A 25,332-nucleotide genomic window follows, 5' to 3' on the forward strand; every position below is an offset into this window, starting at 1 on the left:
CATCCCGGGGCGTCAGTCATGGCGCCCGGATAGCGCCCATAAAAAAACCGATGCCTTGGCATCGGTTTTTTGTTCCCGTCATGCTCAGCCGCGGCCGAGGCGATTGTCCGGGTAGTTCTTGGCCAGCACCTCGCGGGCGTGGCGGGCCAGGGTCGGCATCTTCAGGGTATCGTAGGCGTTGACCATGATCTCCAGTGCCTTCTCGGTCTCGACGGTGTCGGGATAGGTTTCGACTACCAGCTTGGCGCGGTTGGCAGCGGCGATCAGCGCATCACGCTTCACGTAATACTCGGCCACCCCAAGATCGTAGCGGGCGAGGCGGGTCTTCAGACCGACCATGCGGGCTCGGGCATCGGCCGCGTAGCTGCTGTTGGGGTAATTCTGCAGCAGGGTCTTGAAGTCCTGGAAGGCCTGACGGGCGTAGGAGGGGTCCTTGTCGTCCCGATCGATGCCCAGGAAGTCCTGGAAGAAGTTGTAATCTGCCGCCATGTTGGTCAGACCGCGCATGTAGAACACGTAATCGATGTTCTTGTGCGCCGGATTGAGACGGATGAAACGGTCGATATTGGCGATCGCCTGGGCGGTATCATCCTGCTTGTAGTAGGCGTAGATGAGGTCGAGCTGCACCTGGTTGGAGTAGGCACCGAACGGGTAACGAGAGTCCAGGGCTTCCAGCAACTCGATGGCATTCAGGTAGTTGCCTGTGTCCAGTTTGAGGCGGGCTTTCTGGTACAGAACTTCCGGCGGTTCGTCGGGAACCTTGGGTTTGGTGCTGGAACAGCCAGTGATCAGCGTAGCGACCAAGGCGAGCGACATCAGCAGGCGAGACTTCTTTCCCATCAACAACATCCGGTCCATTTCCACGAAATTGGCAAAGTATCCGTTATGCTTGGCTAAAAGAAAAGCTAGAATACCCGGATTATTTCGAATTGATACCCCCGCTCAAGAGACCATACATGAGCCAGCATATTGAACTGACAGGCGAATTTCAGGATCACCAATTCGGGCAGCGACTCGACCAGGCCCTGGCCGAATTGTTTCCAGACTACTCCAGAACCCGCATCAAGGAGTGGATTTTACAGGACAGAGTGACCCTGGACGGTCAGGTTGCCAATACCCCGCGCGAGAAAGTGGTGGCCGGGCAGCAGGTACATGTAGATGTCGAGTTGGAAGATGACACTCGCTGGGATGCCCAGAACATCGACCTCAACATCGTCTATGAAGATGAACACATTCTGGTGATCGACAAGCCGGCCGGTCTGGTGGTTCACCCGGGCGCCGGCACGCCGGACGGCACCATACTCAACGCCCTGCTGCACCGTTACCCCGGCATCGCCGAGGTGCCCCGTGCCGGCATAGTGCACCGTCTGGATAAAGACACCACTGGTCTGATGGTGGTTGCCAAGACGATCCCGGCCCAGACCCATCTGGTGGAAGCGCTGCAGGCGCGTCAGATCACCCGTGAGTACGAAGCCGTCGCCATAGGTCACATGACCGCAGGCGGCACTGTGGATGCCCCCATCGGTCGTCACCCGACCCAGCGTACCCACATGGCCGTGGTGCCCAATGGCCGTCCTTCCGTGACCCATTACCGGGTGCACGAGAAGTTCCGTGGCCACACCCGTCTGCGTCTGCGTCTGGAAACCGGTCGTACCCACCAGATCCGTGTCCACATGGCTCACATCAAGCATCCGCTGGTGGGGGATCCCGCTTACGGTGGCCGTCTGCGTCTGCTGCGCAACGCGACTCCGGAGCTGACACTGGCCCTGCGCAACTTCAACCGCCAGGCGCTGCACGCCACCATGCTGAAGCTGGCTCACCCCATCACCGGCGAAGTCATGGAGTGGCACTCTGCCACGCCGCAAGACATGCTGGATCTGATGGAAGTGCTGCGGGCTGATACCCTGGCCAACCCGGACGATTTGGTCTGGAGCTGATGCAATAGGGCCTGCGTCGGTTTCTGCCGCCGTCCGGCCCAAGAGATGCCAAACGGGGTTCCCTTTCAGGAGCCCCGTTTTTATATCCGTGAATGGAAGGAGTCACAGATGAACTGGATTGAACCTGACTGGCCCGCTCCTGGCAATGTCAGGGCCCTGTCGACCACCCGGGATGGTGGCCTGAGCGAAGGGGTCTTCGCCGGTCTCAACCTGGGGGCCCACGTGGGGGATGAGCCGGCACGGGTCGAGGCCAACCGTGCCCGCCTGCAACTGGCGGCGCAGATCCCCGGGCCCCTCAACTGGCTCAATCAGGTGCACGGCATCGCCGTCCACCCCGTCAGCAACGAATACGACGGGGCACCGGATGCCGATGCGGCCTGCGCCCAGCAAGCCGGGCAGGCCTGCATAGTAATGACAGCCGACTGCCTGCCGGTGCTGTTCTGCGACCGAGCAGGCACAGTGGTGGCTGCCGCTCACGCCGGTTGGCGTGGGCTTCATAGCGGGGTACTGGAAGCCAGTATCGCCGCCATGGGCTGCGAGCCGGGGGAGATCCTGGCCTGGCTCGGTCCCGCCATAGGCCCACAAGCCTTTGAAGTGGGAGGTGAGGTGCGTGATGCCTTTATGGCGGAGCAGGCCGAGGCGGTCGCCGCTTTCGTGCCTTCAGCCAGCGAGGGGAAATGGCTGGCGGATATCTACCAGCTGGCCCGGCTGCGACTGGCGAGAGCCGGCGTGAGCGCCATTTATGGCGGCGAATTCTGCACCTTCGGCGACGGCGAGCAGTTTTACTCCTATCGCCGCGACGGCCAGACCGGCCGCATGGTCTCCATCATCTGGTTGGCCCGCTAAGTAATCACCCGCCCCTCTCAAGACCAAATCCGCGCGAGAGGGGCGGGCATCCTGCCTTCTCCCCGCTTTGCAGAAAAAATAACCAGCCCCAACCCTTGAAATAACCCGTACGGGCCTCATCTACCTTGTCAGAAGATCATGTTGTTTGCCGCGCAAGCGGCGTGTCTGTTTCAAAGGGGGAGTGCAATGCGCCTCGATCGCCTGACCAGCAAATTCCAAGTCGCTATTTCCGATGCCCAGTCTCTCGCACTGGGTCGTGACCACCAATTCATCGAACCCGTCCACCTGATGACAGCCCTGCTCAATCAGGACGGCGGCTCCATCCGCCCGCTGCTGACCCTGACCGGGATGGACATCAATGCCCTGCGCTCCCGTCTCGGCGAGGAGCTTGACCGCCTGCCCAAGGTGAGCGGCGTCGAAGGGGATGTGCAACTTTCCAACGGCCTGGGTCGTCTGCTCAACGTCTGTGACAAGCTGGCCCAGCAGCGCAAGGATCAGTTCATCTCGTCCGAGCTGTTCGTGCTGGCGGCTCTCGACGAGAAGGGCAATCTGGGGGAGCTGCTGCGCGCCCAGGGCCTGACCAAGGAAAAACTCGAGCAGGCCATCGACAAGGTGCGTGGTGGCAAGAAGGTGGATGATGCCAACGCCGAGGAGAACCGCCAGGCGCTGGAGAAATACACCATCGATCTCACCGAGCGGGCCGAACTCGGCAAGCTCGACCCCGTCATCGGGCGGGATGAAGAGATCCGCCGCACCATCCAGGTGTTGCAGCGCCGTACCAAGAACAACCCCGTGCTGATAGGGGCCCCCGGTGTGGGCAAGACCGCCATCGTTGAGGGGCTGGCCCAGCGCATCATCAACGGTGAGGTGCCGGAGGGGCTCAAGAACAAGCGGGTGTTGTCGCTCGACATGGGGGCCCTGGTGGCCGGCGCCAAGTATCGCGGCGAGTTCGAGGAGCGGCTCAAGGCGGTGCTGAGCGATCTCGCCAAGGAGGAGGGCAACGTCATCCTCTTCGTGGACGAGCTGCACACCATGGTCGGCGCCGGCAAGGGCGAGGGGGCCATGGACGCGGGCAACATGCTCAAACCCGCCCTGGCGCGCGGTGAGCTGCACTGCGTCGGTGCCACTACCCTCGATGAGTATCGTCAGTACGTGGAGAAGGACGCCGCCCTCGAGCGCCGCTTCCAGAAGGTGCTGGTGGAGGAGCCCTCGGTGGAGGACACCATCGCCATACTGCGCGGCCTGAAGGAGCGCTACGAGCTGCACCACCATGTGCAGATCACCGATCCCGCCATAGTCGCGGCGGCCCAGCTGTCCCACCGCTACATCGCGGATCGCCAGCTGCCGGACAAGGCCATCGATCTCATCGACGAGGCGGCGGCCAGCATCCGGCTGCAGATCGACTCCAAGCCGGAGTCCCTGGACCGGCTCGAGCGGCGCATCATCCAGCTCAAGCTGGAGCAGCAGGCGCTGATGAAGGAGGACGACGACGCCAGCCGCAAGCGCCTCGATTTGCTGAACCATGAGCTCGGCGAGAAGGAGCGGGAATACAACGAGCTGGAAGAGGTGTGGAAGGCCGAGAAGGCCGCCCTGGCCGGTACCCAGCACATCAAGGCAGCGCTGGAGCAGGCCCGTCAGGATCTCGAGGTGGCGCGTCGCGCAGGGGACTTGGCCCGCATGTCCGAGCTGCAGTACGGCCGCATCCCGGAGCTCGAGAAACAGCTGGATCTCGCCACCCAGGCGGAGATGCAGGAGACCAGCCTGCTGCGCAACAGAGTCACCGACGTGGAGATCGCAGACGTGCTGGCGCGCTGGACCGGGATCCCGGTGGCGCGGATGCTGGAAGGGGAGCGGGACAAGCTGCTGCGGATGGAAGAGCAGCTGCACAGTCGGGTGATCGGCCAGGAAGAGGCGGTGGACGCCGTCTCCAACGCCATCCGCCGCTCCCGTGCCGGGCTGTCCGATCCGAACCGCCCCATCGGCTCCTTCCTGTTCCTCGGTCCCACCGGGGTGGGCAAGACCGAGCTGTGCAAGGCGCTGGCGGAGTTCCTGTTCGATACCCAGGACGCCATGGTGCGCATCGACATGTCCGAGTTCATGGAGAAGCACAGCGTGGCGCGGCTGGTGGGGGCACCTCCGGGATACGTGGGCTACGAAGAGGGGGGTTATCTCACCGAGGCGGTACGCCGTCGCCCCTACTCGGTGATCCTGCTGGACGAGGTGGAGAAGGCGCACCCGGATGTGTTCAACATCCTGCTGCAGGTGCTGGACGACGGTCGCCTGACCGATGGTCAGGGCCGCACCGTCGATTTTCGCAACACAGTGGTGATCATGACCTCCAACCTCGGCTCGGATCTCATCCAGGAGCACTACGCCGAGAAGGACTACGAGGAGATGAAATCCCTGTTGATGGAGTTGCTGACCCGCAGCTTCCGCCCGGAGTTCATCAACCGGATCGACGAGACTGTGGTGTTCCACCCGCTGGACGAGGATCACATCAAGTCCATCGCCCGGATCCAGCTCAAGAGCCTGATGGGCCGTCTGGAGTCCCAGGGCTTCGAGGTGGAGGTGAGCGAGGAGCTGCTGACCAAGCTGGTTCACGCCGGTTTCGATCCCGTCTACGGGGCGCGTCCCCTCAAGCGGGCCATTCAGCAGAAGGTGGAGAACCCGCTGGCCCAGGCGCTGCTCAGCGGCAGGGTCATCCCCGGCAAGAAGTTGCTGCTGGGTGCCGACAGCAACGGCCTTACCATGAGCCAGCCATGATGGTGTCATCGATGAAAAACGCAGGCCTTGTGCCTGCGTTTTGTTTTCAAGGGGATTGAGATGCTGACGTTTTCCGTTTTGGTGGATGATGATGTTCATCTACCCGGCTGCCTGCCTGAAAAGGGACTGTCGTTGCTGTTGGAGTGCGATGGCCTCAAGGTGTTGTTCGACAGCGGTCGGGGCCGGGTGCTGCGGCACAATGCCGAGGTGATGGGGGTCGATCTCGGCTCTCTCACCCATGTGGTGCTGTCCCACGGTCATTACGACCATGTGGGCGGCATCGGCTCCCTGCCAGTATATCCCGATCCCATCCCATTGATCGCCTGTCCGGATGTGTTCAATGAGCGGGGCTACTTCCTGCCGTTGCTGCTCCGACGCTACAACCTCTACCGCCTCTCGGGGGATCTGGATCCGCGACAACTGGCGACGAGAGGGCTGCTCCCTCACTGTTCGGCCGAGCCGGTCTGGCTGTCCGAGCGGCTGGTGTTCCTGGGATCCATACTGCGACGGGAGCAGGACAAACCCTCCTTGCTGGGTTACATGGTGCGGGGCGGGCGAGTGGAGAAAGACCTTATCAGCGATGATTCGGCGCTGGTCTACAAGAGCGAGCAGGGTCTGATAGTCTTCATCGGCTGCGGTCACTCCGGTGCCGAGAACATCGTCCAGTGGGCCAAGGAGGTGTGCGGAGATGAGCGGGTGCATGCCGTCATCGGTGGCCTGCACCTGAAATTCTCCGGCCCGCGGCGGGCGGTGGCGCTCGGCACTTATCTGCAGGAGGAATCGGTGGAGAAGCTGTTTGCCTGCCATTGCACCGGCAAGCGGAAGGCGGGACTGCCGCGGCAGCACCAGATCGGGGCCGGTTTCGAGTACCGATTTCCGTCATAAAAAAACGGCAATCCGAAGATTGCCGGGAGGAATGTATTCAATGCGACCTGGCGTGGGTTGAGCGGGTCGCAGGGGCAAGCCCCGGTTTCGCAGAGGGTCATCCAGGATGACCCTCTCCTTACAGCCGGTCCGGACTGCGCTCTTTCAGCCCGCACCGCCACACACCTTCGGCATCCGGCATGGGTTGCCGGATGCCATCAATCTGCTTACAGCATGCCCGGGATGGCAGCCTTCATCTCGGATGGCCAGACACCGACTTGTACCTGACCGATATGCTCTTTTTGCAGCAACAGCATGGCCAGACGGGATTGGCCTATGCCGCCGCCTATGGTTTGCGGCATCCGCTCGGCCAGCAGATCCTGGTGCCAGTCGTACTGCAGGCGATCCTCGTCCCCTGTGATGGCGAGCTGGCGGCGCAGGGCCTCGGCGTCCACCCGAATCCCCATGGAGGAGATCTCGAAGCTGTCTTCCAGCACCGGGTTCCACACCAGGATGTCGCCGTTCAGACCGGCCAGACCCAGTTCGCTCTCGCTGCTCCAGTCGTCATAGTCAGGGGCGCGCACGTCGTGGCGCTCGCCGTGGGAGAGGACACCGCCGATGCCGATGAGGAAGACGGCTCCCAGCTCCTTGGCGATGGCCCGCTCGCGCCCCTTGGCATCGAGAGCCGGGTAGCGGGTCAGCAGCTCTTCGCTGTGGAGGAACTGGATCTTGGCCGGCAGGAAGGGGGTCAGCGCGTGCTCGGCGCAGACGGCGCGCTCTGTGGCCTTGATGGCGGCCCAGATGCCGCGCACCGTCTCCTGCAGGTAGGCTAGATCCCGGCGCTCGCCCGGCATCACCTTCTCCCAGTCCCACTGATCCACGTAGACGGAGTGGATGGGGGTGAGCCGGTCTTCGTCCGGACGCAGGGCCTTCATGTGGGTGTAAATGCCTTCACCCGGGCCGAAGCCGAATCGACCCAGGGTCTGGCGCTTCCACTTGGCCAGGGAGTGCACCACTTCGTATCTGTGTCCGGGGAGTGTCTTCACCTTCACTTGCACCGCATTCTCGTGGCCGGAGAGGTTGTCCTGAGTGCCATCACCGACGCGGCTCAGAATGGGGGCTTGCACCTCCATCAGACCCAGTTGCTGGGCGAGCTGGCGGGAGAACATCTCTTTGACGAAGCTGATCTGTTGTTGGCTGCGAATGTAGTGCTGTTTCATGGGAAATACCTGTTTCAAACCCGTTGGATGTGGCGATTCTTCAACAGATTGCGCACTTAATTCAATATTCGATAATAGAAATAGGCTTTACGCATTTTTTTGTTCAAAATATCCGGGTTTTTGCTGAGATATCGTCAACGGGAGTGCAAAAAAGTGTCGGAAAATTATCGGATCGATAATCTCGATCAGGCCATCCTCACCGCCCTGATGGAGAATGCGCGTATCCCTTACGCCGAGCTTGCCAAGCAGCTGGCAGTCAGCCCGGGCACCATTCATGTGCGGGTGGAGAAGATGAAGCAGGCGGGGATCATAGAGGGCACCCGGGTACAGGTGAATGCCAAGAAGCTGGGTTACGACGTCTGCTGCTTTATCGGGATCAATCTGAAGAGCGCCAAGGATTACCCCTCGGCCCTGGCCAAGTTGCAGGCGCTGGACGAGGTGGTGGAGGCCTACTACACCACGGGCCACTACAGCATCTTCATGAAGGTGATGACCCGCTCCATCGACGAGTTGCAGACTGTGCTGATCCACAAGATCCAGACCATAGACGAGATCCAGTCCACCGAAACCCTGATCTCGCTGCAAAACCCCATCCTGCGGGATGTAAAGCCTTGAGTCGGGTGGTTTGAGGGGGGCGTAGAGCTTCCTCTCCTGTGCGAGATACTGCTTGCGTAGCAGAAACCCGACCTTGCGGGATATGAAACCCTGCCCGGTGGATCAGGGATCGAGATAGGGGATGCCGTACTTGTCGTAGAGGGCCTTGAGACGGCCGTCATGCTTCATGTGCAGCAGCTCGGCATCGTAGGCCGCCATCAGGGCCGGAGTGTCGGCATCGGCCCGGGCCTTGCACCAGACATGGTAGTAGGGGCTGCTCTTGAGGGGTCTCGGCAGGTAGCCGAGCCTGCCCTCCAGCCCCTCCTCCCTTATCTGGGTGAAGGCGGTGACCAGGGACATGGGCACCAGATCGATGCGACCGGCGATCAGCTTGCGCAGTTGCAGCTGGTTGATGGGGATCTCCTGGAAACGATAGGCCGGGTCGGCCAGGGCTGCCGTCAGTTCAGGGGTGTAGGAGAAGTCCTTGGTGACACCGATGCGCCAGGGCTTGAGATCGGCCAGGGTCTGGTAGTGGATCTTGCCCAGGTCGGCCTTGCGCACGAAGAAGTGCCAGCTGTGGCGGATATGGGCCTGTTTGGGGTAGAGCAGGTAGCGCGTTCGCTCCGGCTTGTAGGAGTGGCTCAGCAGCAGGTCATAGGCGCCGCCCTCTGCGTTGCGGGTGAGTCTGGCACCGGAATCGAGCAGCTCTATTCTGATGGGGACCTGGAGGACGCCAAAGATGCTAGTGACCAGATCCACATCCAGCCCCCGTGGCTGGCCTTTCTCATCCAGCCACTTCAGGGGGGGCTCAAGAAGGCCGCCGATGACCAGCTCCCTGGCCGACAGCCAGCAGGGCAGCAGCAAACAGAGCATGAGCAAGACTCGCAAATCACATCTCCTGAAGACTCGGGGCTGGTTCACGCGCAACGGGGTATAGTGACCGGCAGATACCTCACCAGAGACGACCCCGGATGGCAAACCCTGAAGTAGAAAGCGAACTGGATGGCATCGACAGGCTCTCTGTCTGTCTCTATCGTCTCGGTCTGAGTCTGACAGCTTTGCTGCTGTTGTGTCGAGGGGTTGGCTTGCTGGGAGGACCGGTGTCCTTGTCCCCCGCCGTCTGGCTGACCATGCTGGTGGTGGCCAGCGGTCTGTGTGGATTCTGCCTGCACATTTATGACAAACGGGCCCGGTTTCTCCTGCAAGGGCTGGCCTGGGGCGGATTGATGCTGGCCGCCTGCGGCGCCCCCGCCATCCTGGTGCTGGGGGCTGCCCTGGCCACCCTCTGTGGCCTGGCGTTCAAGGAGCAGTTCTGCTTCGCCATCCCGGGTATCAGGCTCTTGCCTCTGTTGTTACCCCTGCTGTGGCTGCTGGAGTGGACCCGCTTTGCCTGGGCCACGGCCCTGGTTGCCCTGGTGAGCGGCTTGCTGCTTGGTCTGCTCAGCCTGGCCAAGTGGCGCATGCCCCTGCATTTCGATATCGGCGATCGGGGACGCTACCAGCTCTAGGTGGCCTGGCACTGCTTCATCTGTGCGTTGAGGGCCTGCATTACCTGTCGGCGGTTGATGATGCCGACCACCTTGTCCCCTTCCAGCACCGGATAGACCTTGGGTCTGGCCCCCGTCATCTGGCGGGCGAGATCCAGGATACTGTCATCCGGGCTGACGAACAGCGGGGTGCGGCTCATCAGATCTTCTACCCGGGTGCGGCTGTCGCAGTGATAGCTGCCGGTGAGCAGGCTGGGGATGCAGTCCTGCTCGGAGAGAAATCCGATCAGCCGTTTCTGGTCATCCAGCACCGGCAGGCCGCTCGCGTCGGCCTGATGGAGTCTGTCGAGGGCCTCGGCCAGGGCGAGTTGGGGGCCGAGGGAGTGGGTCAGGCGGCTCATGTGATTGCGGATCTGCAGCATCGGGGTGGCTCCAAAAGAGTTAAAGTGGTGTCACTATGTCCGCTGGACGGCGGACGGGGCCAATGGCTTGTGCCGTGGAGATTGATAGGCAGGGCCCTGTCAGGGGTCGGCAAGCACTGACAAAAGGAGAGGTTATGCGTGCATTGGTAACGGGCTGCGGCCGTCGGCTGGGATTCTATCTGTGCGAGCAACTGGTGGCCGCGGGCTGGCAGGTGACGGGCAGCTATCGCAGCGAGCGGCCCGAGCTGGCCCGCTTGCGAGCACTGGGGGTAGAGCTGGTGCGGGCGGATTTCGCCGTGGAAGAGGATGTGGCCCGCCTTGTCACTGTGCTGGGAGCCCATGACGATCTGGCGTTGATCATCCACAACGCCTCCGCCTTCGAGCCACAGGCGGCGGATCCTGCGGTGCAGCTGGCCCAGTTCGAACAGTTCTACCGGGTACACATGGCGGCGCCATTTCAGCTGAACCGCGCACTGGCCCCCAAGCTGGCAGGCAATCCCAACGCCAGCATCATCCACATCACCGACATCTACATTCATGCCCCGGCGCCCCAGTTCGCCGCCTATGTGGCCACCAAGGCCGGGGCGCATTCGCTGGCCATGAGTTTTGCCCGGGAGCTGGCACCGGCGGTGCGGGTCAACACCATCGAACCCGGCCCCATCCTGTTCCTCGACGAGCATGGGGACGACTGGCGTCAGCAGGTACTGGCCCGGACGCCGTTGGCGAGGGAGGGGGGGCTGGAGCCCATCTGGCAGGCAGTCAGGCTCTTGATGACAAACGACTATATGACGGGGGCCAGCATCCGGGTGGACGGTGGCCGGGCCCTCGCCGTCATCTAGACGTCATGATGGGGCTATGGAGCTGGAGGTGGCGGTAGCCTGATCAGGCGCCTAGTGGGGCCGAATGGTTGCCTGATGGGCGGGCAGGTCCGGGTGCACGGCGGGCAACTCCTGGCGCTGTTCGGCAGCTTGGCGCAGGGCCACGGGCTGCTGGCCGAAGCTCTGCTGCGCAAACACCTTGCTGGTTCGCAGACGCAGCGTCACCTTGTGGGCACCGACCCGTCCCCCCTCATACATCTCGGCCAGCAGATCCCTGAGATAGGCATCCACCCCGACTCCGGAGAAGGCATCCCTCTCATGGCTGGCCAGGATGTCGATGTCGAGGGGCCTATCTGTCACCTTGCACAGGGGATTGCCGCGATCCCGCCCATGGGCAAGCTCCATGGTGACGAATTCGGCTTTCAGCTGGACGGCGGAGAGTTCGCTCTGGACGACGAACAGGCAGTTGAGAAAGTCATGGCGCGACTGCATTCCCACCGGTTTGGTCTGGATCACCGAACTCAGACGCAGCTGGCCGAAGCGGGCCAGCAGCTCTTCCACGGCCTGGCTGACGTGCTGGGAGGGGGCGAGATTGGATCCAATGCTGCAGAGGTAAAACATGGTTGCCATTCCTTGGGTTGGGCTCGACTGAAATATATACGCAGCTCACGGTTATTGGATTCACTATGAATTAACATGCTGTTATCTGTTGTGATCCAACTCTGATTGGCAGAAAGGAGGTTTGCATGAGTGTGGAGATGAAGTGGGCGCTGTTGACCGCCTCAGGTGCCCTGGCAGTGATCCTGATAATCTGCCTGGCGTCCGTCGGTCTGGCGTGAATCCTGACCCCGAGTGCAATCAAACCGGCCCCCTGGCCGGTTTTGCTTTTTCATGGAGTGCGGATATGCTGGCCCACCCATGAAGAATCGAGACAGCAGAAGATGACCAAGGTTCGGCCCCGTTCCCTGCTCCAGGTGGTATTGATGGGCTTCGTGCTGGTGCTGATGCCCCTGGGGGGCATGATCTGGCACGATAGCCAGGCGCTCTCCCATCTGGGCCAGTTGACCAGCGACGAGATGGAGCGGGCGGTGCGGGATACCCGCCGGGCGACCCTGCTCACCACCCAGGCCATCGATCTGGAGCGCACCTTGCGCCGCTATGCGGTGCTGGGGGACGAACGCATCCTCGGCAGTTATCAGCAGCAGCTGGCCCGTTATCGCGAGCTGCTCGCCACCCATCGGCAATCCATCCCGGATGCCGCCGCCTACAGAGATCTCGAGGCCACCCTGGCCTGGCTGGATGGCTTGCAGGATCTGCGCAAGGCCAGGCAGGAGGCGACCAGCCCCAACTTCACCCAGTTCAATGAGCTCAACCAGCAGCTGGAAGTGGTCACCCGCAGCCAGGTCGATGAGCATGTGGCGGGGATGCGGGCGGCCATCGCCGAGCTGCGGAAGGAGATCTGGTGGGTGAGCGGCTTCGTGGCGGGGCTCAGCCTGTTGCTGGTGCTGCTGTTTACCTACCTCATCATCCACCCCGTGCGTCAGATTGAGTCGCGGATCCTGAGCCTGGGCGCCGGTGTCGAGCCGGACAAGCGCCCGGTGGATGGCCCCGCCGAACTGGTGCTGCTGGGAGAGCGGATCGGCTGGCTGCACGACAAGCTCAAGGAGCTGGAACAGCAGAAGTACCAGTTCCTGCGCCATGTATCCCACGAGCTGAAGACGCCCCTCGCAGTGCTGCGGGAGGGGGCGGATCTGCTCTCCGAACAGCTGGTGGGACCGCTCAACGGGGATCAGCAGGAGATCTGCCAGATGCTGGAGGAGAATAGCCGCCGACTGCAGACCCTGATCGAGCGTCTGCTCGACTTCAACCGCCTCAGCCAGCAGGAGGTGTTCAGCCTGACGGCGGTGCCCCTGGCCCCCTTGTTGTCAGAATTGTCTGCAGAATACCGGCTGGCGCTGGAATCCAAACAAATCAGTGTACACTTGCCGCCCGAGCCCATCAGCCTGCAGGCCGAGCCTTATCGTCTGCGACTCATCCTCGACAACCTGTTTTCCAACGCGGTCAGTTATGGCGCCAAGGGAGGCCAGATCTGGATCCGTGCCGGCCAGGATGCCAACGGCAGCTGGCTGGAGGTGGCCAACGAAGGGCCCGTCATCCCGCCAAACGAGCGGGAGCGGATCTTCGAGCCCTTCGAGCAGGGCAGCATAGTGCGCCAGGGGTTGTTGAAAGGATCCGGGATGGGCCTCTCCATTGCCCGCGAGTCGGCGATGAGTCTGGGGGGCGAGCTTAAATTAATTGAGGATAAACAGGCTGATGTCTGTTTCCGGTTGGATCTTAAGTGAAATTCAAGATGAAACGATTCGTTGTACCCGTATTGATGATAAGCCTGCTTTCAGGCTGCTCCCTGCTGCCATCGCGCAGCCTGACAGAGCCCTCGGAGCAGGTCCTTGCCAAGCGGATGGAGTTCGCGAACAAAGAGATGCAGGTGCGCCTGCAATACTCCGACTGGCTGCTGGCCAGTCGTCCCCAGCAGCGGGCGCAGGAGCGCGAGCGGCTGGCCGGTGCCACCGATCTCGAGAGCAGGGTCAGCCTGGCCATGGTCAATACCCATCCGTCCGAGTCGGTAGCGAGCCGTCGGGCCGGGCTGGATCGGCTCAAGGCCCTGCTGCCCGAGCTCGGCCTGGATGCCCAGGCCTTCCTGCGCAGCTGGATAGCCCTCGGCGAGGAGCTGCTGGCCCGTGACAGTCGCCGCGACGATCAGAGCCAGGAGGTGCAGCGCCTGCGCCGCCAGATAGAGCAGCTCTCCGCCATCGACGAACAGCTCAACCAGCGCAAGCTCAATGGGGGCGCCCAGCCATGAAGCGCCGAGGGCGTGCAAGGCGGGGAACAACAACAGGTCTTCAGGGTAAAGGGGTGAGAGCATGAGTCGCATTCTGCTGGTGGACGACGATGCCAGCCTGCTCAAGCTGATGAGCATGCGCCTGCGCAGTCAGGGTTACGAGGTGGATACCGCCGACAGCGCCGAGGGGGCGCTGGACAGGTTGCGTCAGCAGCGGGCCGATCTGGTGCTGAGCGATCTGCGGATGGGGGGCATGGACGGACTGGCGCTGTTCGAGCGGATCCAGGCCCAGTGGCTCGGCATGCCGGTCATCATCATGACCGCCCACGGCACCATCCCCGACGCCATACAGGCGACCCGTTCCGGGGTGTTCAGCTTTCTCACCAAGCCCATCGACAAGGACGAGCTGCTGGTCACCATAGAGCACGCCCTGAGCCTGACCCGCCCGAAACAGCAGCATGAGTGGCAGTCCCTCATCCAGACCCGTAATCCCCAGATGGAGCAGTTGCTGATCCAGGCGAGCAGCGTGGCCACCATGGAGGTGCCCGTGCTGATCTTGGGGCCTTCGGGCTCCGGCAAGGGGGTGATGACTCAGGCGCTGCATCAGGCAAGTCGTCGTCGTGATCAGCCGCTGCACACCATCAATTGTGCCGCGCTGCCCTGGCCTGTGCTGGACTTGCAGCTGTTTGGCGAGGATGGACAGTCCGGCCTGTTCGAGCAGGCCAAGGGGGCGACCCTCTTCCTCGACGAGATAGGGAACCTGTCGGAGTCGTTGCAGGCCAAGTTGCTGCAGGTGCTGGCGGAATATGGTCAGGGCACCCCCGAGGTGCGGGTCATCAGCTCCAGCCATCAGGATCTGGTCACCGCCATGGAGGAGGGGCGTTTTCGGGAGGATCTCTTCTACCGCCTCAACGTGGCCAACATCACCTTGCCGCCCCTCAGCGCCCGCAGCGAGGATATCCCCCTGCTGGCGCGCCAGGCGCTGGACGACTATCGCAGTCGCCACGACAACTGCGCCGCCCTCGGCTTCTCGCCGGAGGCGCTGGCCCTGTTGGCAGCGGCGGCCTGGCCCGGCAACGTCCGTCAGCTCTATGGGGTGGTGGAACAGCTCGCCAGCCTCTGTTGCAGCCCTGTGATAGGCGCTGCCATGGTGGAATCTGCCCTGAGCGGTGGCGTCGGCGGCATTCCCTCGTTCAACGAGGCGCGCGCCGAGTTCGAGAAGGAGTATCTGATCCGCCTGCTGCGCACCACGGAAGGGAATGTGACCCTGGCGGCCAACATGGCGGGAAGAAACCGCACCGATTTCTACAAGTTATTGAATCGGCACGGTATCGAGGCGGCAAACTTCAAATCGAAGGGATAAGCGAGGCGGGAGCGGCCGGTCAGCGACGGGTCGCAGCCCTTGTTCAGGCCGGGTCGGTCACGCCAGTGCTGGCCCGGGCCTTCCGGGTTTTGTCGGAGAGCCAGAGGCCGCTCGCCTTCATCAGGTAGCCAAAGAGCGCGCCTATCACCGGGCGCCGGGTCAGGATCAGGCCGGATCAACCGCGCGAGTCGCGGCCTGGGCCTTCCGGGTTTTGTGGGAGAGCCAGAGGCCGCTCGCCTTCATCAGGTAGCCAAAGAGCGCACCTATCACCAGAGATGGCAGGATAAGCCGCCACTCCCCCGCCGCCCCGAAGGTGGCGCAGCAACCGGCGAAGGTGCCGGGAATGTAGCCCAGCCACTGCTGCTTTGCTTGCACGCACATCAGGGTTGCCACCACACCCGTCATCAGATAACCCGCCATGCCAGCCCCCCACCAGCCTTCGCCGTGGATCAGCAGTAGTGCCCACAGCATGCCGGTGGCATTGCACAGCAGGGTCTGCAGCAGCGCCCTGTAACCGCCGCTCGAGGCGAAATAGCTGGTACAACCGAGGAAGCCGACCCAGGAGATGAGACCGAGGGCGGCGGCCAGTCCGCCCCAGACGGCGGAGAGGATCCCGGTCGTGATGGAGATGGCGATCAATGGGCTCATGGCATGACTCTCAGTGGTTGAATTCGGAAAAGGAGGCAGCCTACCCTTCGGCGAGGGGGCGGCAAGCAGGGGCCGGATTGTGTGTGATCTCCATCACTCTTTTCAACTCGGGAATACGCTTGCGCTCGCGAAAAAAATTCATTGGAGGCGTTCTTGGCCTTCGACCATAGTTAGAGGCCCTGTCCTGCTCATGGAGTGAGTCTGATGGTGCCAAACGTGATAGTTCCCCTGCTGGTATTCATTCTGCTGTTCCTGGTCGGCACCATGGCCAAGGCGCTGCCTCTTTACCAGCTCATGTAAATTTGTGTGAAATAAAACTCGGCCGGGGCGGGTCTTATGGTTGTCAGCCTCATCGCCCCGGGAGTTTTCCATGTTGATCAAGCGCCGTTCCTCTCATCACCTCACCGAACAGGATGTCACGCCGGAAGCCGTCTATCAGGATCGCCGGCTCATTCTGAAAGGGCTGGGACTGAGTGCCGCCACCCTGGCGTTTCCCACCCAGGCCAGCCTGCTGGATCTCTTCTCCGCCGAGCAACCTGTGCCTGCGCCCTCGACCAGGCCCCTCGACATTAGCGCCGCCACCAGGCCCGAGGGCCTGATCCTCACCCCGGAGGAGAAGGCCACCAGTCACAACAACTTCTACGAGCTCGGCACCGACAAGGGGGATCCGGCCCGCAACGCCCACTACCTCAAACCCGAGCCCTGGACGCTCAAGGTCGAGGGGGAGGTGGCCAAACCCTTTACCCTGGATGTGTGGGATCTCATCAACAAGAGCACCCTGGAGGAGCGGATCTACCGGCTGCGCTGCGTGGAGGCCTGGTCCATGGTGCTGCCCTGGAGCGGCATCCCGCTGGCGGATCTGATCCGCCGTGCCGAGCCCAACAGTCGCGCCAAGTTCGTGGCGTTCGAGACCCTCTATGATCCCGAGCAACTGCCGGGACAGGCCTCCCGCTCCCTCGGCGGCGGCATCGATTACCCCTATGTGGAGGGCTTGCGCCTCGACGAGGCGATGAACTCGCTCTCCTTCCTGGCGATGGGGCTCTACGGCAAGACGCTGCCCGCCCAGAACGGGGCTCCCATCCGGCTGGTGGTGCCCTGGAAGTACGGCTTCAAGAGCATCAAGAGCATCGTATCCATCCGTCTGGTGGAGGAGATGCCTCCCACCACCTGGAACCTGCTGGCACCGAACGAATATGGTTTCTATGCCAACGTCAATCCCGAAGTGGATCACCCGCGCTGGAGCCAGGCCAGCGAGCGCTTCATCGGCGAGGGGAGCATCTTCGGCGCCAAGCGCCAGCCGACCCTGATGTTCAACGGCTATGGCGACGAGGTGGCCTCCCTCTATCAGGGGATGGATCTGCGCAAATGGTATTGAAACTGACGCTCTGCCCGAACGGTGTCTTGCCCCCTTATCCCCTTGCGGGAGAAGGGTTGGGGATGAGGGGTGGGAAAAACAAAACGGGAACTGCGATATGACGCCGAGACTGAAAACAGCCCATATCAACGGCTTGCGCCTGCTGGTACACCTGGCCTCGCTGGGCTTTTTGCTCTGGCTGGGTTATGCCGTGCCAGCCGGGTTGCTGGGGGGAGATCCGGTACAGGGGCTGACCCACTATCTGGGCAAGGGTGCCCTGCACCTGCTGCTGCTGACCCTGCTGGTGTCGCCGCTGGCCAAGCGCTGGCGCCAGGGTCAGCTCATCAAGCTGCGTCGTCCCCTCGGGCTCTGGTGTTGTGCCTGGGCGTTGTTGCACTTTATGGTGTGGCTGGGGCTGGATCTGCAGTTTGACTGGGCTTTGATCGGCGGCGAACTGGTGAAGCGCAGTTACATAGTGGTGGGCATGGTGGCGCTGTTGCTGCTGATTGCCCTCAGCATCACCTCGATCCCGGCCCTGCTGCGGCGCATGGGGCCAGCCTGGCAGAAGCTGCACAACTGGGTCTATGCGGTGGCCCTGCTGGTGCCTGTGCACTACTGGTGGTCGGTCAAGAGTGGCTGGCAGGAGCCCCTCATCTACCTGTTGCTGGCGGGGGGGCTGTTGTGGCCGCGGCGAGAGAAGCTGCTGCGTCCCTGGCGCCGACGTCCGCAACCGGTCGGGAGGGCGGCGCAACAGCCGTCACGCCCATAGCAAAAGAGGCCTAATCGGCCTCTTTTTTGGTGATCTCTCCGCTGTAGGCATCGACCTGCAGCTGCACCCGCCTATCGTCGGCATCCAGGGTTTCCACCTCGAATTTGTCCCCTTCCAGCTCGACTTCCCGAATGTCGTGATACCCTTGGGCCAGCAACAGCTTGACCAGGGCCGGCATGTCGAGACGCGCCTGAGCCGCCCAGCCAAGGGTGGAAAAAAGGCAGAGGATCAGCAGGATACTGCGTGGGATCATATTCATTCCGGATTCATGGCTGGCACACTATAAACGGCATTATGTTAGGTTTTGAGAGATGAATCACCCATGAATAGCGCACTGCCCCTGCTTGGATTGCTGCTGCCGATGCTGGTCCAGGCGGCCCAGCCGAATGAGGCCTTGCTGCAACAAGCGGTCAGCGAGGGGCGGATCCGGCCTTTTCATGAGCTGATGGAGGTGGCTTCCCGCCTGCCGGTGCGCGTGCTGCGCGTCGATCTGGGGGAGGAGGACGGGGTCTGGCTCTATGAGCTTCGGCTCATCGACGACGAGAACAGCGTCATCAAGGTGGGCTATCGCGCCGACAACCTGGAGATGGTGTGGCTCAAGGGCCATCATCTGGAGCGCCTGTTCGAGCCTCGCCCGCCCCCGGAGGAGGAGTGATCCGCCGGATGCTCCCCGCCCCGATGGCTCGTCCCCCAATCGCCGCCGCGACAGGCGCAACTCTGCTTTGGATACCCATTTATGCGAATTCTGATAGTTGAAGATGAAAAGATCCTGGCCGGCCAGCTGGCGGAACAGCTGCGCCTGTCAGGCTTTGTGACCGATCTCTGCCACGATGGCAACGAGGCGGGTTTTCTCGGCGAGACCGAGCCCTATGACGCCATCATCCTGGATCTCGGCCTGCCGGGGCGCGATGGTCTGAGCGTGCTCAAGGAGTGGCGCAGCAAGGGGATAGACACACCAGTGCTGGTGCTGACCGCCCGTGGCCAGTTGCACGAGAAGATAGAAGGGCTCAACGCCGGGGCCGATGACTACCTCACCAAGCCGTTCCAGGTCGCCGAGCTGGTGGCCCGGGTGCAGGCCCTGGTGCGCCGGGCGGCGGGCAATGCCAGCTCCATCCTGGAAATAGGCGGGGTGCGGCTCGACATGGCGGCGTCCCAGGTATGGTACGAAGGCACCCCCATCAAGCTGACTGCCCACGAATTCCGGGTGCTGGGGTACCTGATGCAGCACAGGGGCAAGGTGGTGTCGCGCAGCGAGCTGATCGACCACATCTATGCCCAGGATTTCGATCGCGACTCCAACACCGTCGAGGTGTTCATCGGCCGGATCCGCAAGAAGACCCATGCCGATCTGATCGAGACGGTGCGCGGTCTCGGCTACCGGATCAACGAGTGAGACTAACGCTGATGCCAGCACGGCAGGGGGTCGATGAATGAGGCTGGTGCGTACCCTGCGGGGACGGTTGGTGGCCATCGCCCTGGTCTGGTGCGGGCTCTTCCTGTTCGCCACCGGCTTCAGCCTGCAGACCATGATGCGCAACTACTGGCAGGAGGCGGAAGCCGACGGCCTGCGGTTGCAGCTCTACGATCTGCTCTCCCGCCTGGAGATCCAGCCCGATGGTCTGCCCGTGGTCACCGAGCCCATGGCGGATCCCCGTTTCCGCCAGCCCTATTCCGGCTATTACTGGCAGCTTGAACTGGGGGATGCGGTGGTCAGCCGCTCCCGCTCCCTGTGGGATGTGCACCTGAGCGCCCACGGCCTGAAGTCGGCCTTCGGGGATCCGGATCTCTTCGTCGGCAAGGGGCCCAACAAGGAGCCCCTGCTGATCATGACCCGCACTGTGCTGCTGCCGGGCTCTGACAAGGTGTTTACCCTGGTGATGGCCAAGGACAGCAGCGCCTTGACCCAGACCCTGAAGAAGACCCGGATCAGCCTCTTCCTCGGTCTCGGCTTCGCCGCCGCCGGCCTGGTGCTGGGCTTCATGTTCCAGATCGTCTACGGCCTGCGTCCGCTCCATCTGCTGCGCCGCGAGCTGGGCCGGGTCCACCAGGGCCATCAGGAGGGGTTCCGGCTGCGCTATCCGCTGGAGATCCAGCCGCTGGTGGAAGACATCAACCGCCTGCTGCACCACTACAGTGAGCTGCTGCAGCGGGCCCGCTCCCACACCGGCAACCTGGCTCACGCCCTCAAGACGCCGCTCAGCATAATGCGCAATCAGGTGGCCCAGCTGCCCCCCGAGGATCAGGCCGCCATCGGCGAGCAGCTCGACCAGATCCAGCGCCACATCGACTATCACCTTGGCAAGGCGCGGGTCACCGGGGCCGCCAAGATCCTCGGTGTCTCGACCCCGGTGCGGGCACGGGTGGAGTACATCTGCCGCGCCTTCTCCCGTCTCTACCCGGGCAAGAGGGTGGACCTGCAGGTGCCGGCCAACCTGGCGGTCGGGGTGGAGGAGCAGGACTTCGACGAGATGGTGGGCAATTTGCTGGAAAATGCCTTCAAATGGTCGGCCAGCCAGCTGCGCATCTCCAGCGCCGAGCTGGGGGGCTGGATCACCCTGCGCATCGAGGATGACGGTCCCGGCATGAGCGAGGATCAGATAGCCAAGGCGGTGCTGCGCGGGGTGCGCCTCGACGAGAAGGTACCGGGCTCCGGGCTCGGCCTCAACATAGTGTCAGACCTGGCCGAAGCCTATCGTGGCAGCCTCATCATGGGGCGGGCCGAACTGGGGGGGCTTGCCGCCTCGCTCTCCCTGCCCAAGGTGGCCAGGGTCGACGGTTAATGCACAGATGAGTGAGGCGGCCCGGCATGGGCCGCTCGGGCCCGGGTCGTCCTCCGAGGTAGCATGGGGGGCGCACCAGGCATAAGATAGGGTCCTTATTTCAAGCGGTAGGAAGGGTAGCAATGACTGACGATCCATGGGCGCTGTGCCATCTCGATGATTCGTTCGATGCCTCGGTGCTGGGTACCAAGGGAGCCCAGATCCAGTGGTTTGAGGACAGGGAGTCCCTGATCCAGTTCTTGCTGGAGGATTTTGTCGATCTGCTGGCCGATGTGGGCGAGCTGGATGAGGATCAGACCGAGAGCGCCCGCGAGCGCTTCACCCTGCTGGTGGAGCAGAGTCAGGACGATCGCACCCTGATGGATGCCATCAACGATCTCGCCTCAGGCCTGCGCCGCATCGCTTGGCTGGGGCCGCTCTCGGAGCTTGCCGAGATCAGCGACGACTTCGCGAGCGGTCTGCGCGCCTTCTTCTGGACCCAGTATGATGGGGACGAGGATGACCCCGAGGCCTGGGTGCCGGAAGATCTCTGGCCCCAGCTCGTTGAGTGTGCGGAAGAATATATGGTAGAAGGCGACTTCTAACCCATTCTCGAAATGTTTATCTGCTAAAAGGCAGATAACTATGTGGCTAAACACAAGGCTGGTGAGCGGCGATTAGGCCACTCGGACAGTGATAGATAAGAAAACGGCGCCTTATGGCGCCGTTTTTGTGTTCATCCGGGCATCAGGCGTGGGCCGGCACCGCGTGGGCCGTGTTGATAAGCTCCGGGCCTGTGTACTTCTCGATCTGCAATTGGGCCATGTGACCGCAGTTGCCTTGCGCCAGGCTGGACGAGCCCTCGTCGAAGGTGAGGCAGTTGACGTTGCCGTTCTTGCAGATGCTGCCCGCTTCACCCGGTTTGGCCGGGTCGTACCAGGCACCTTCGCAGATCCGCACCACGCCGGGGCGAATGTCTTTCGAGAGCAGCGCCCCCACTAGGATCTGGCCGCGCTCGTTGAAGGCGCGCACCAGGTCCCCATCCCGGATGCCGCGAGTCTTGGCGTCGTCCGGGTGGATGAGGATCGCCTCCCGATCGGCGATGGCGAACTTGTCCCGCAGCGGGGTGTTGTCCAGCTGGGAGTGCAGCCGCTGGGTCGGGTGGGAGGTGTTGAGGGAGAGCGGATAGCGCGTAGCCAGCTCGCTCTTGACCCACTCCTTGGGCTCATACCACTTGGGGTGGCCGGCGCAGTCGGCATAACCCATCCCGGCTACCGTGTTGGAGAAGATCTCGATCTTGCCGGACGGGGTACCGAGCGGGTTGAGCAGCGGGTTCTCGCGGAAATCGGCGTGACGGATCCACTGGCGGTTTGCCTCGGGGATCGGGAAGCGGATGTAGTTGTTGGACTCCCAGAACATGTTGAACGGCGGCAGCGCCACCCGTGCACCTCGGGCCTGGGCCGCCATACCGTCGTACATCTGCTTGAGCCACAGCATCTCGTCCTTGCCTTCGGTGTACTGCTCCTGCACCCCCAGCTTGGCGGCGATGGCGCTGAAGATGTCGAAGTCGTTGCGGGACTCGTGCTGGGGGGGCACGCACTGGTGCATCGGGAACACATAGCGCTGGGAGTAGTCGCCACCCATCTCCAGATCGTTGCGCTCGTAGCTGGTGGTGACCGGCAGCACTATGTCGGCGTGTTTGGCGGTGGCAGTCCAGTAGGGTTCGTGGACTATCACTGTCTGTGGCTTGCGCCACGCCTGCAGCAGGTTGTTGGTGTCCTGATGGTGGTGGAAGGGGTTGCCGCCCGCCACGTAGACCAGCTTGATGTCCGGATAGGTCACCTTGCGGCCGTTGAAGTCGATGGTCTTGCCCGGGTTGGCGAGACAGTCGGCGATGCGGGCCACCGGGATCGGGGCCGGGCTGTTCTTGGGGGCGTTGCCGGCGGAGATACCGGCCAGAATGCCACCCTTGGCGGTGGGGCTGCCACCGGAGGAGTAGTGGTAGCTGAAGCCGTAGCCGCCGCCCGGCAGGCCGATCTGGCCCAGCATGGCCGCCAGGGTGATCAGCATCCAGTTCGGCTGCTCGCCATGCTGCTGACGCTGCATGCCCCAGCCGGCCATGATCATGGTGCGCTTGGCGGCCATGTCGAGGGCCAGCTGGCGAATGACCTTGGCCTCGACGCCGCAGACGCTGCTCGCCCACTCGGCGCTCTTCGGCTGACCGTCGTCCTTGCCCAGCAGGTAGTCGAGGAACTTGTCGAAGCCGACGGCGTAGCGATCGAGGAAGGCCTGATCGTGCTTCTTCTCGCTATAAAGGGTGTGGGCCACCCCCAGCATCATGGCCACGTCTGTGTAGGCGTTCGGGGCTATCCACTCTGCGTTGGCCAGCTTGGCGGTCTCGTTGTAGACGGGATCGATGCTGATGACGCGGGTGCCCTTCTCCTTGAGGGCCTTGAAACCGGCCTGGCCCTCGTGATCCGGCATGTTCCAGCTGTTCTTGAGGGTGACCTGGGCGTTGACCCCCCAGAGCACCACCAGTTCGGCGTGCTCCACCACGTTGGGCCAGGCGGTCTGCTGCTCGTACACCTCGATGGAGCCCATCACGTGGGACATGATCACCTGGGCCGCGCCTGTGGAGTAGTCACCGGCATAGCCGGTGAAGCCGCCACTGAGGTTCATCAGGCGGTGCAGCAGGGTGCGGCTGTTGTGGAACATGCCGACACTCTTCCAGCCGTAGGAGCCTGCGTGGATCGCCTGGGGGCCGAAGTCACTCTGCACGCGCTGGATTTCAGAGGCCACCAGTTCGATGGCCTGCTCCCAGCTCACCCGCACCCAGTCATCGGCGCCGCGCAGCTCCGGTTTGGCGCCCGGGCCGTGCTCCAGCCAGCTCTTGCGTACCATGGGGTACTTGATGCGGTTCTTGGCATGGACCTGGAACGGTGCCATATCGATGAGGTCATTCGGTGCCGGATCATCGGCCACCGGCTGGACCCGCACCATGCGGCCATCGGCGACTATGGCTTCGAAGGCTCCCCAGTGGGCGCCGGTCAGTATGCCCTTCTGGGCGGGGACCAGGGTGGGGAACTGCTCCAGCGCCGTGCTGATGGCCTGGGCCAGGGCGTGTTTCGGGAACAGGGCACCGAGCAGGGGCAGGGCGGCACAGGCCCCCAGGCCCTTGAGCAGGCTGCGGCGGGACAGATTGGTCTGTTGATCATTGAAAAAAGTCATATCGAATTCCTCTGTTCCAGCCTTAGTGTGCCGCGCTCATGTCACTGGCATGTTTCTGCACGTATTGGGTCAGCATGCGAGCCTGCTCCGGGGTGAGGGAGGTACGGGACTCCATCCCCTTGATGACGCCAATCCACTGGTTGGCATTGAAGTGATCCAGCGCGGTCAGACCGTGGCAGCCGGTACAGTTGTTGGACATCAGGGTGGAGGCGTATTGCCACAGCTTGCCCTGATCGCCGATGAGCTGGGTCTGGTCCACCCAGGCGGTCAGCTTGACCTGATGCCAGGTGAGGTTGGTGGCACTGTCGGTTTCACTCTGGCCGGTGACGAGCGCTTTCTTGGCGACATCGCCGACCAGCACGCTCAGGATGCGTTTGCCGGGGGCGGCGTAGAACACCTCGCTCACCCCGTCCTGCTGCCAGCCCTCGATCTGCACCTGGGCGCGGCCGCTGTCGTTGGCCAGCACTTCCACCTTGGTGGAGGGCATCAGGGTGCCTTCGTCCGTGGTGGCCTTGGCATCGAGGTACAGGGGCGTGGTGGCGATGGCGTAACGGGTGGTGACGCTGGCCGGCGTCTGGGCAGCGGCGGCAGCCAGTTCACTGGCGCCGGCGGCAGCCAGACCGCTCATGTCGGGCATGATGTGGGCGACGCCGCGGTGGCAGTCGATGCAGGTCTGGCCCTCCTTGATGGCGACCGGGTGTTCGGCGCGGGCGTTGGGGCGCTGGGCCAGAATGTCCATGGCTGCGTAGCTGTGGCAGCTGCGGCAGGTGGCGGAGTCATTGGCCTTGAGCTGATCCCAGACCGTCTGGGCCATGCGCAGCTTGTGGGCTTCGTATTTCTCAGGAGTGTCGAGGGTGCCGATCGCCTCGTGATAGATGTCCTTCACGGCGCGGATCTTTGTCCAGAGGTAGGAGGCGGGCTCATTGGGAATGTGGCAGTCGGCGCACTCGGCACGGATCCCCTTCACGTTCTGGAAGTGGACGCTGCCCTGATACTCGGCGAGCGGTGTCTGCATGGAGTGGCAGGAGACGCAGAATTCGGTGGAGCTGGTCTTGTGCAGCACTGTGACTGTCACTCCCAGTGCCGCGACGCCCAGCAGGGCTCCGAGCAACAGGAGCCAGAACCAGGTCTTTCTCAACATTTTTCCAAGCATGGCGGCAGTTCCCTACGATCAAATATTACCAATATAGTAGTAGTCTTGGTGGGAGAGGGGTTGACCTCGGTTATGGTTTTTATTCTTAAATTTAAATTTTTTCCGTTTTAAATTTCACACTGATATCTCTGGTTGAATTTAAATCAACTTGAGATTGTTAACTTTGTTAGTTTAGCTTTATTTGGCTCTCTTTTTGTCATCATATCCACATTAAACATGCCGGAAGCGGTTCTGCCGCGATGTTTTGCTCTCCAGTGCTACTGTCTGG

The 25,332-nt window shown here is 62.5% G+C and carries 26 protein-coding genes and 1 pseudogene; 17 read left to right on the forward strand and 10 right to left on the reverse strand.

Annotation, left to right across the window (positions count from 1 at the left end; all coding sequences use genetic code 11):
* Positions 1-84: 84 nt before the first annotated feature.
* Positions 85-840 (reverse strand): outer membrane protein assembly factor BamD, encoded by a 756-nt coding sequence (locus WIR04_RS01100; protein WP_025328648.1) that lies wholly within the window; start codon positions 838-840, stop codon positions 85-87.
* A 116-nt stretch (positions 841-956) separates the two neighbouring features.
* Here WIR04_RS01100 and rluD point away from each other — a divergent pair, with 116 nt between their 5' ends.
* From rluD to WIR04_RS01120, 4 genes are all read left to right on the forward strand, one after another.
* Complete coding sequence (gene rluD, locus WIR04_RS01105) at positions 957-1,937, forward strand: 23S rRNA pseudouridine(1911/1915/1917) synthase RluD (protein ID WP_005324417.1); 981 nt, start codon at positions 957-959, stop codon at positions 1,935-1,937.
* A 108-nt stretch (positions 1,938-2,045) separates the two neighbouring features.
* The gene (gene pgeF / locus WIR04_RS01110; RefSeq protein ID WP_338889869.1) at positions 2,046-2,783 is read left to right on the forward strand and encodes a peptidoglycan editing factor PgeF; all 738 of its coding nucleotides are present in this window, start codon (positions 2,046-2,048) and stop codon (positions 2,781-2,783) included.
* Between the two features lie 186 nt (positions 2,784-2,969).
* The gene (gene clpB, locus WIR04_RS01115) at positions 2,970-5,546 is read left to right on the forward strand and encodes an ATP-dependent chaperone ClpB (protein ID WP_289987270.1); all 2,577 of its coding nucleotides are present in this window, start codon (positions 2,970-2,972) and stop codon (positions 5,544-5,546) included.
* A 60-nt stretch (positions 5,547-5,606) separates the two neighbouring features.
* Positions 5,607-6,431, forward strand: coding sequence for an MBL fold metallo-hydrolase (locus WIR04_RS01120; protein WP_338889872.1), 825 nt, complete (start codon positions 5,607-5,609; stop codon positions 6,429-6,431).
* A 206-nt stretch (positions 6,432-6,637) separates the two neighbouring features.
* On the opposite strand, the gene asnA is transcribed toward WIR04_RS01120, so the two are convergent.
* Positions 6,638-7,630 (reverse strand): aspartate--ammonia ligase, encoded by a 993-nt coding sequence (gene asnA, locus WIR04_RS01125; protein WP_338889874.1) that lies wholly within the window; start codon positions 7,628-7,630, stop codon positions 6,638-6,640.
* 153 nt (positions 7,631-7,783) lie between these two features.
* Between asnA and asnC the strand changes: the two genes are divergently transcribed.
* Entirely contained in the window at positions 7,784-8,245 is a 462-nt protein-coding gene (gene asnC, locus WIR04_RS01130) for a transcriptional regulator AsnC (protein WP_005324409.1), read from the forward strand.
* 102 nt (positions 8,246-8,347) lie between these two features.
* Here the strand turns inward: asnC and WIR04_RS01135 are convergent, their stop codons facing one another.
* Complete coding sequence (locus WIR04_RS01135) at positions 8,348-9,112, reverse strand: substrate-binding periplasmic protein (RefSeq protein ID WP_338889876.1); 765 nt, start codon at positions 9,110-9,112, stop codon at positions 8,348-8,350.
* Between the two features lie 83 nt (positions 9,113-9,195).
* On the opposite strand from WIR04_RS01135, the gene WIR04_RS01140 reads away from it, so the two are divergent.
* A complete protein-coding gene (locus WIR04_RS01140) occupies positions 9,196-9,732 on the forward strand; it encodes a DUF2301 domain-containing membrane protein (RefSeq protein ID WP_338889878.1) in 537 nt (178 codons plus the stop codon).
* On the opposite strand, the gene WIR04_RS01145 is transcribed toward WIR04_RS01140, so the two are convergent.
* Positions 9,729-10,133, reverse strand: a complete 405-nt coding sequence (locus WIR04_RS01145) for a CBS domain-containing protein (RefSeq protein ID WP_338889880.1) — start codon at positions 10,131-10,133, stop codon at positions 9,729-9,731. The genes WIR04_RS01140 and WIR04_RS01145 overlap by 4 nt on opposite strands.
* Before the next feature lie 134 nt (positions 10,134-10,267).
* Between WIR04_RS01145 and WIR04_RS01150 the strand changes: the two genes are divergently transcribed.
* Entirely contained in the window at positions 10,268-10,972 is a 705-nt protein-coding gene (locus tag WIR04_RS01150) for an SDR family oxidoreductase (protein ID WP_338889882.1), read from the forward strand.
* Positions 10,973-11,023: 51 nt separating this feature from the next.
* Here the strand turns inward: WIR04_RS01150 and WIR04_RS01155 are convergent, their stop codons facing one another.
* Positions 11,024-11,572 carry a 2-amino-4-hydroxy-6-hydroxymethyldihydropteridine diphosphokinase gene (locus WIR04_RS01155; RefSeq protein WP_338889884.1) on the reverse strand — a complete coding sequence of 183 codons (549 nt, stop codon included), beginning with the start codon at positions 11,570-11,572 and terminating at the stop codon, positions 11,024-11,026.
* Positions 11,573-11,697: 125 nt separating this feature from the next.
* Here WIR04_RS01155 and WIR04_RS01160 point away from each other — a divergent pair, with 125 nt between their 5' ends.
* From WIR04_RS01160 to WIR04_RS01175, 4 genes are all read left to right on the forward strand, one after another.
* On the forward strand, positions 11,698-11,790 hold the full coding sequence (locus WIR04_RS01160) for a YnhF family membrane protein (RefSeq protein WP_106885551.1): 93 nt from the start codon (positions 11,698-11,700) through the stop codon (positions 11,788-11,790).
* Between the two features lie 102 nt (positions 11,791-11,892).
* Positions 11,893-13,293: an ATP-binding protein gene (locus WIR04_RS01165; protein ID WP_338889888.1), complete on the forward strand. Its 1,401-nt coding sequence runs from the start codon at positions 11,893-11,895 to the stop codon at positions 13,291-13,293.
* Between the two features lie 8 nt (positions 13,294-13,301).
* On the forward strand, positions 13,302-13,811 hold the full coding sequence (locus WIR04_RS01170) for a hypothetical protein (RefSeq protein WP_025328636.1): 510 nt from the start codon (positions 13,302-13,304) through the stop codon (positions 13,809-13,811).
* A gap of 61 nt (positions 13,812-13,872) precedes the next feature.
* A complete protein-coding gene (locus WIR04_RS01175; protein ID WP_025328635.1) occupies positions 13,873-15,153 on the forward strand; it encodes a sigma 54-interacting transcriptional regulator in 1,281 nt (426 codons plus the stop codon).
* Between the two features lie 43 nt (positions 15,154-15,196).
* On the opposite strand, the pseudogene WIR04_RS20925 reads toward WIR04_RS01175, so the two are convergent.
* Together WIR04_RS20925 and WIR04_RS01180 are read right to left on the reverse strand one after the other, a co-directional pair.
* A pseudogene (locus tag WIR04_RS20925) lies at positions 15,197-15,301 on the reverse strand (DUF1097 domain-containing protein); the annotation flags it as partial.
* Between the two features lie 17 nt (positions 15,302-15,318).
* Positions 15,319-15,801: a DUF1097 domain-containing protein gene (locus WIR04_RS01180; RefSeq protein WP_338889893.1), complete on the reverse strand. Its 483-nt coding sequence runs from the start codon at positions 15,799-15,801 to the stop codon at positions 15,319-15,321.
* 370 nt (positions 15,802-16,171) lie between these two features.
* Here WIR04_RS01180 and msrP point away from each other — a divergent pair, with 370 nt between their 5' ends.
* On the forward strand, positions 16,172-17,176 hold the full coding sequence (gene msrP, locus WIR04_RS01185; RefSeq protein ID WP_338889895.1) for a protein-methionine-sulfoxide reductase catalytic subunit MsrP: 1,005 nt from the start codon (positions 16,172-16,174) through the stop codon (positions 17,174-17,176).
* A 97-nt stretch (positions 17,177-17,273) separates the two neighbouring features.
* Positions 17,274-17,924, forward strand: a complete 651-nt coding sequence (msrQ, locus tag WIR04_RS01190) for a protein-methionine-sulfoxide reductase heme-binding subunit MsrQ (RefSeq protein ID WP_338889898.1) — start codon at positions 17,274-17,276, stop codon at positions 17,922-17,924.
* A 10-nt stretch (positions 17,925-17,934) separates the two neighbouring features.
* Here the strand turns inward: msrQ and WIR04_RS01195 are convergent, their stop codons facing one another.
* On the reverse strand, positions 17,935-18,183 hold the full coding sequence (locus WIR04_RS01195; RefSeq protein ID WP_005332668.1) for a PepSY domain-containing protein: 249 nt from the start codon (positions 18,181-18,183) through the stop codon (positions 17,935-17,937).
* Between the two features lie 63 nt (positions 18,184-18,246).
* On the opposite strand from WIR04_RS01195, the gene WIR04_RS01200 reads away from it, so the two are divergent.
* The 4 genes from WIR04_RS01200 (at position 18,247) to WIR04_RS01215 (ending at position 21,288) form a co-directional block, all read left to right on the forward strand.
* The gene (locus tag WIR04_RS01200; protein WP_025328631.1) at positions 18,247-18,579 is read left to right on the forward strand and encodes a PepSY domain-containing protein; all 333 of its coding nucleotides are present in this window, start codon (positions 18,247-18,249) and stop codon (positions 18,577-18,579) included.
* A gap of 81 nt (positions 18,580-18,660) precedes the next feature.
* On the forward strand, positions 18,661-19,317 hold the full coding sequence (locus tag WIR04_RS01205) for a response regulator transcription factor (protein ID WP_025328630.1): 657 nt from the start codon (positions 18,661-18,663) through the stop codon (positions 19,315-19,317).
* 37 nt (positions 19,318-19,354) lie between these two features.
* Positions 19,355-20,704 carry a sensor histidine kinase gene (locus tag WIR04_RS01210; RefSeq protein ID WP_338889909.1) on the forward strand — a complete coding sequence of 450 codons (1,350 nt, stop codon included), beginning with the start codon at positions 19,355-19,357 and terminating at the stop codon, positions 20,702-20,704.
* A gap of 122 nt (positions 20,705-20,826) precedes the next feature.
* Positions 20,827-21,288 carry a hypothetical protein gene (locus WIR04_RS01215; RefSeq protein ID WP_106885558.1) on the forward strand — a complete coding sequence of 154 codons (462 nt, stop codon included), beginning with the start codon at positions 20,827-20,829 and terminating at the stop codon, positions 21,286-21,288.
* A gap of 142 nt (positions 21,289-21,430) precedes the next feature.
* On the opposite strand, the gene torA is transcribed toward WIR04_RS01215, so the two are convergent.
* Entirely contained in the window at positions 21,431-23,911 is a 2,481-nt protein-coding gene (gene torA / locus WIR04_RS01220; RefSeq protein ID WP_338889913.1) for a trimethylamine-N-oxide reductase TorA, read from the reverse strand.
* 22 nt (positions 23,912-23,933) lie between these two features.
* A complete protein-coding gene (locus tag WIR04_RS01225) occupies positions 23,934-25,064 on the reverse strand; it encodes a NapC/NirT family cytochrome c (RefSeq protein ID WP_338889915.1) in 1,131 nt (376 codons plus the stop codon).
* Positions 25,065-25,332 lie beyond the last annotated feature (268 nt).

The organism is Aeromonas rivipollensis, from assembly GCF_037811135.1.
In the GTDB taxonomy this organism is placed as follows: Bacteria; Pseudomonadota; Gammaproteobacteria; order Enterobacterales; family Aeromonadaceae; genus Aeromonas; species Aeromonas rivipollensis.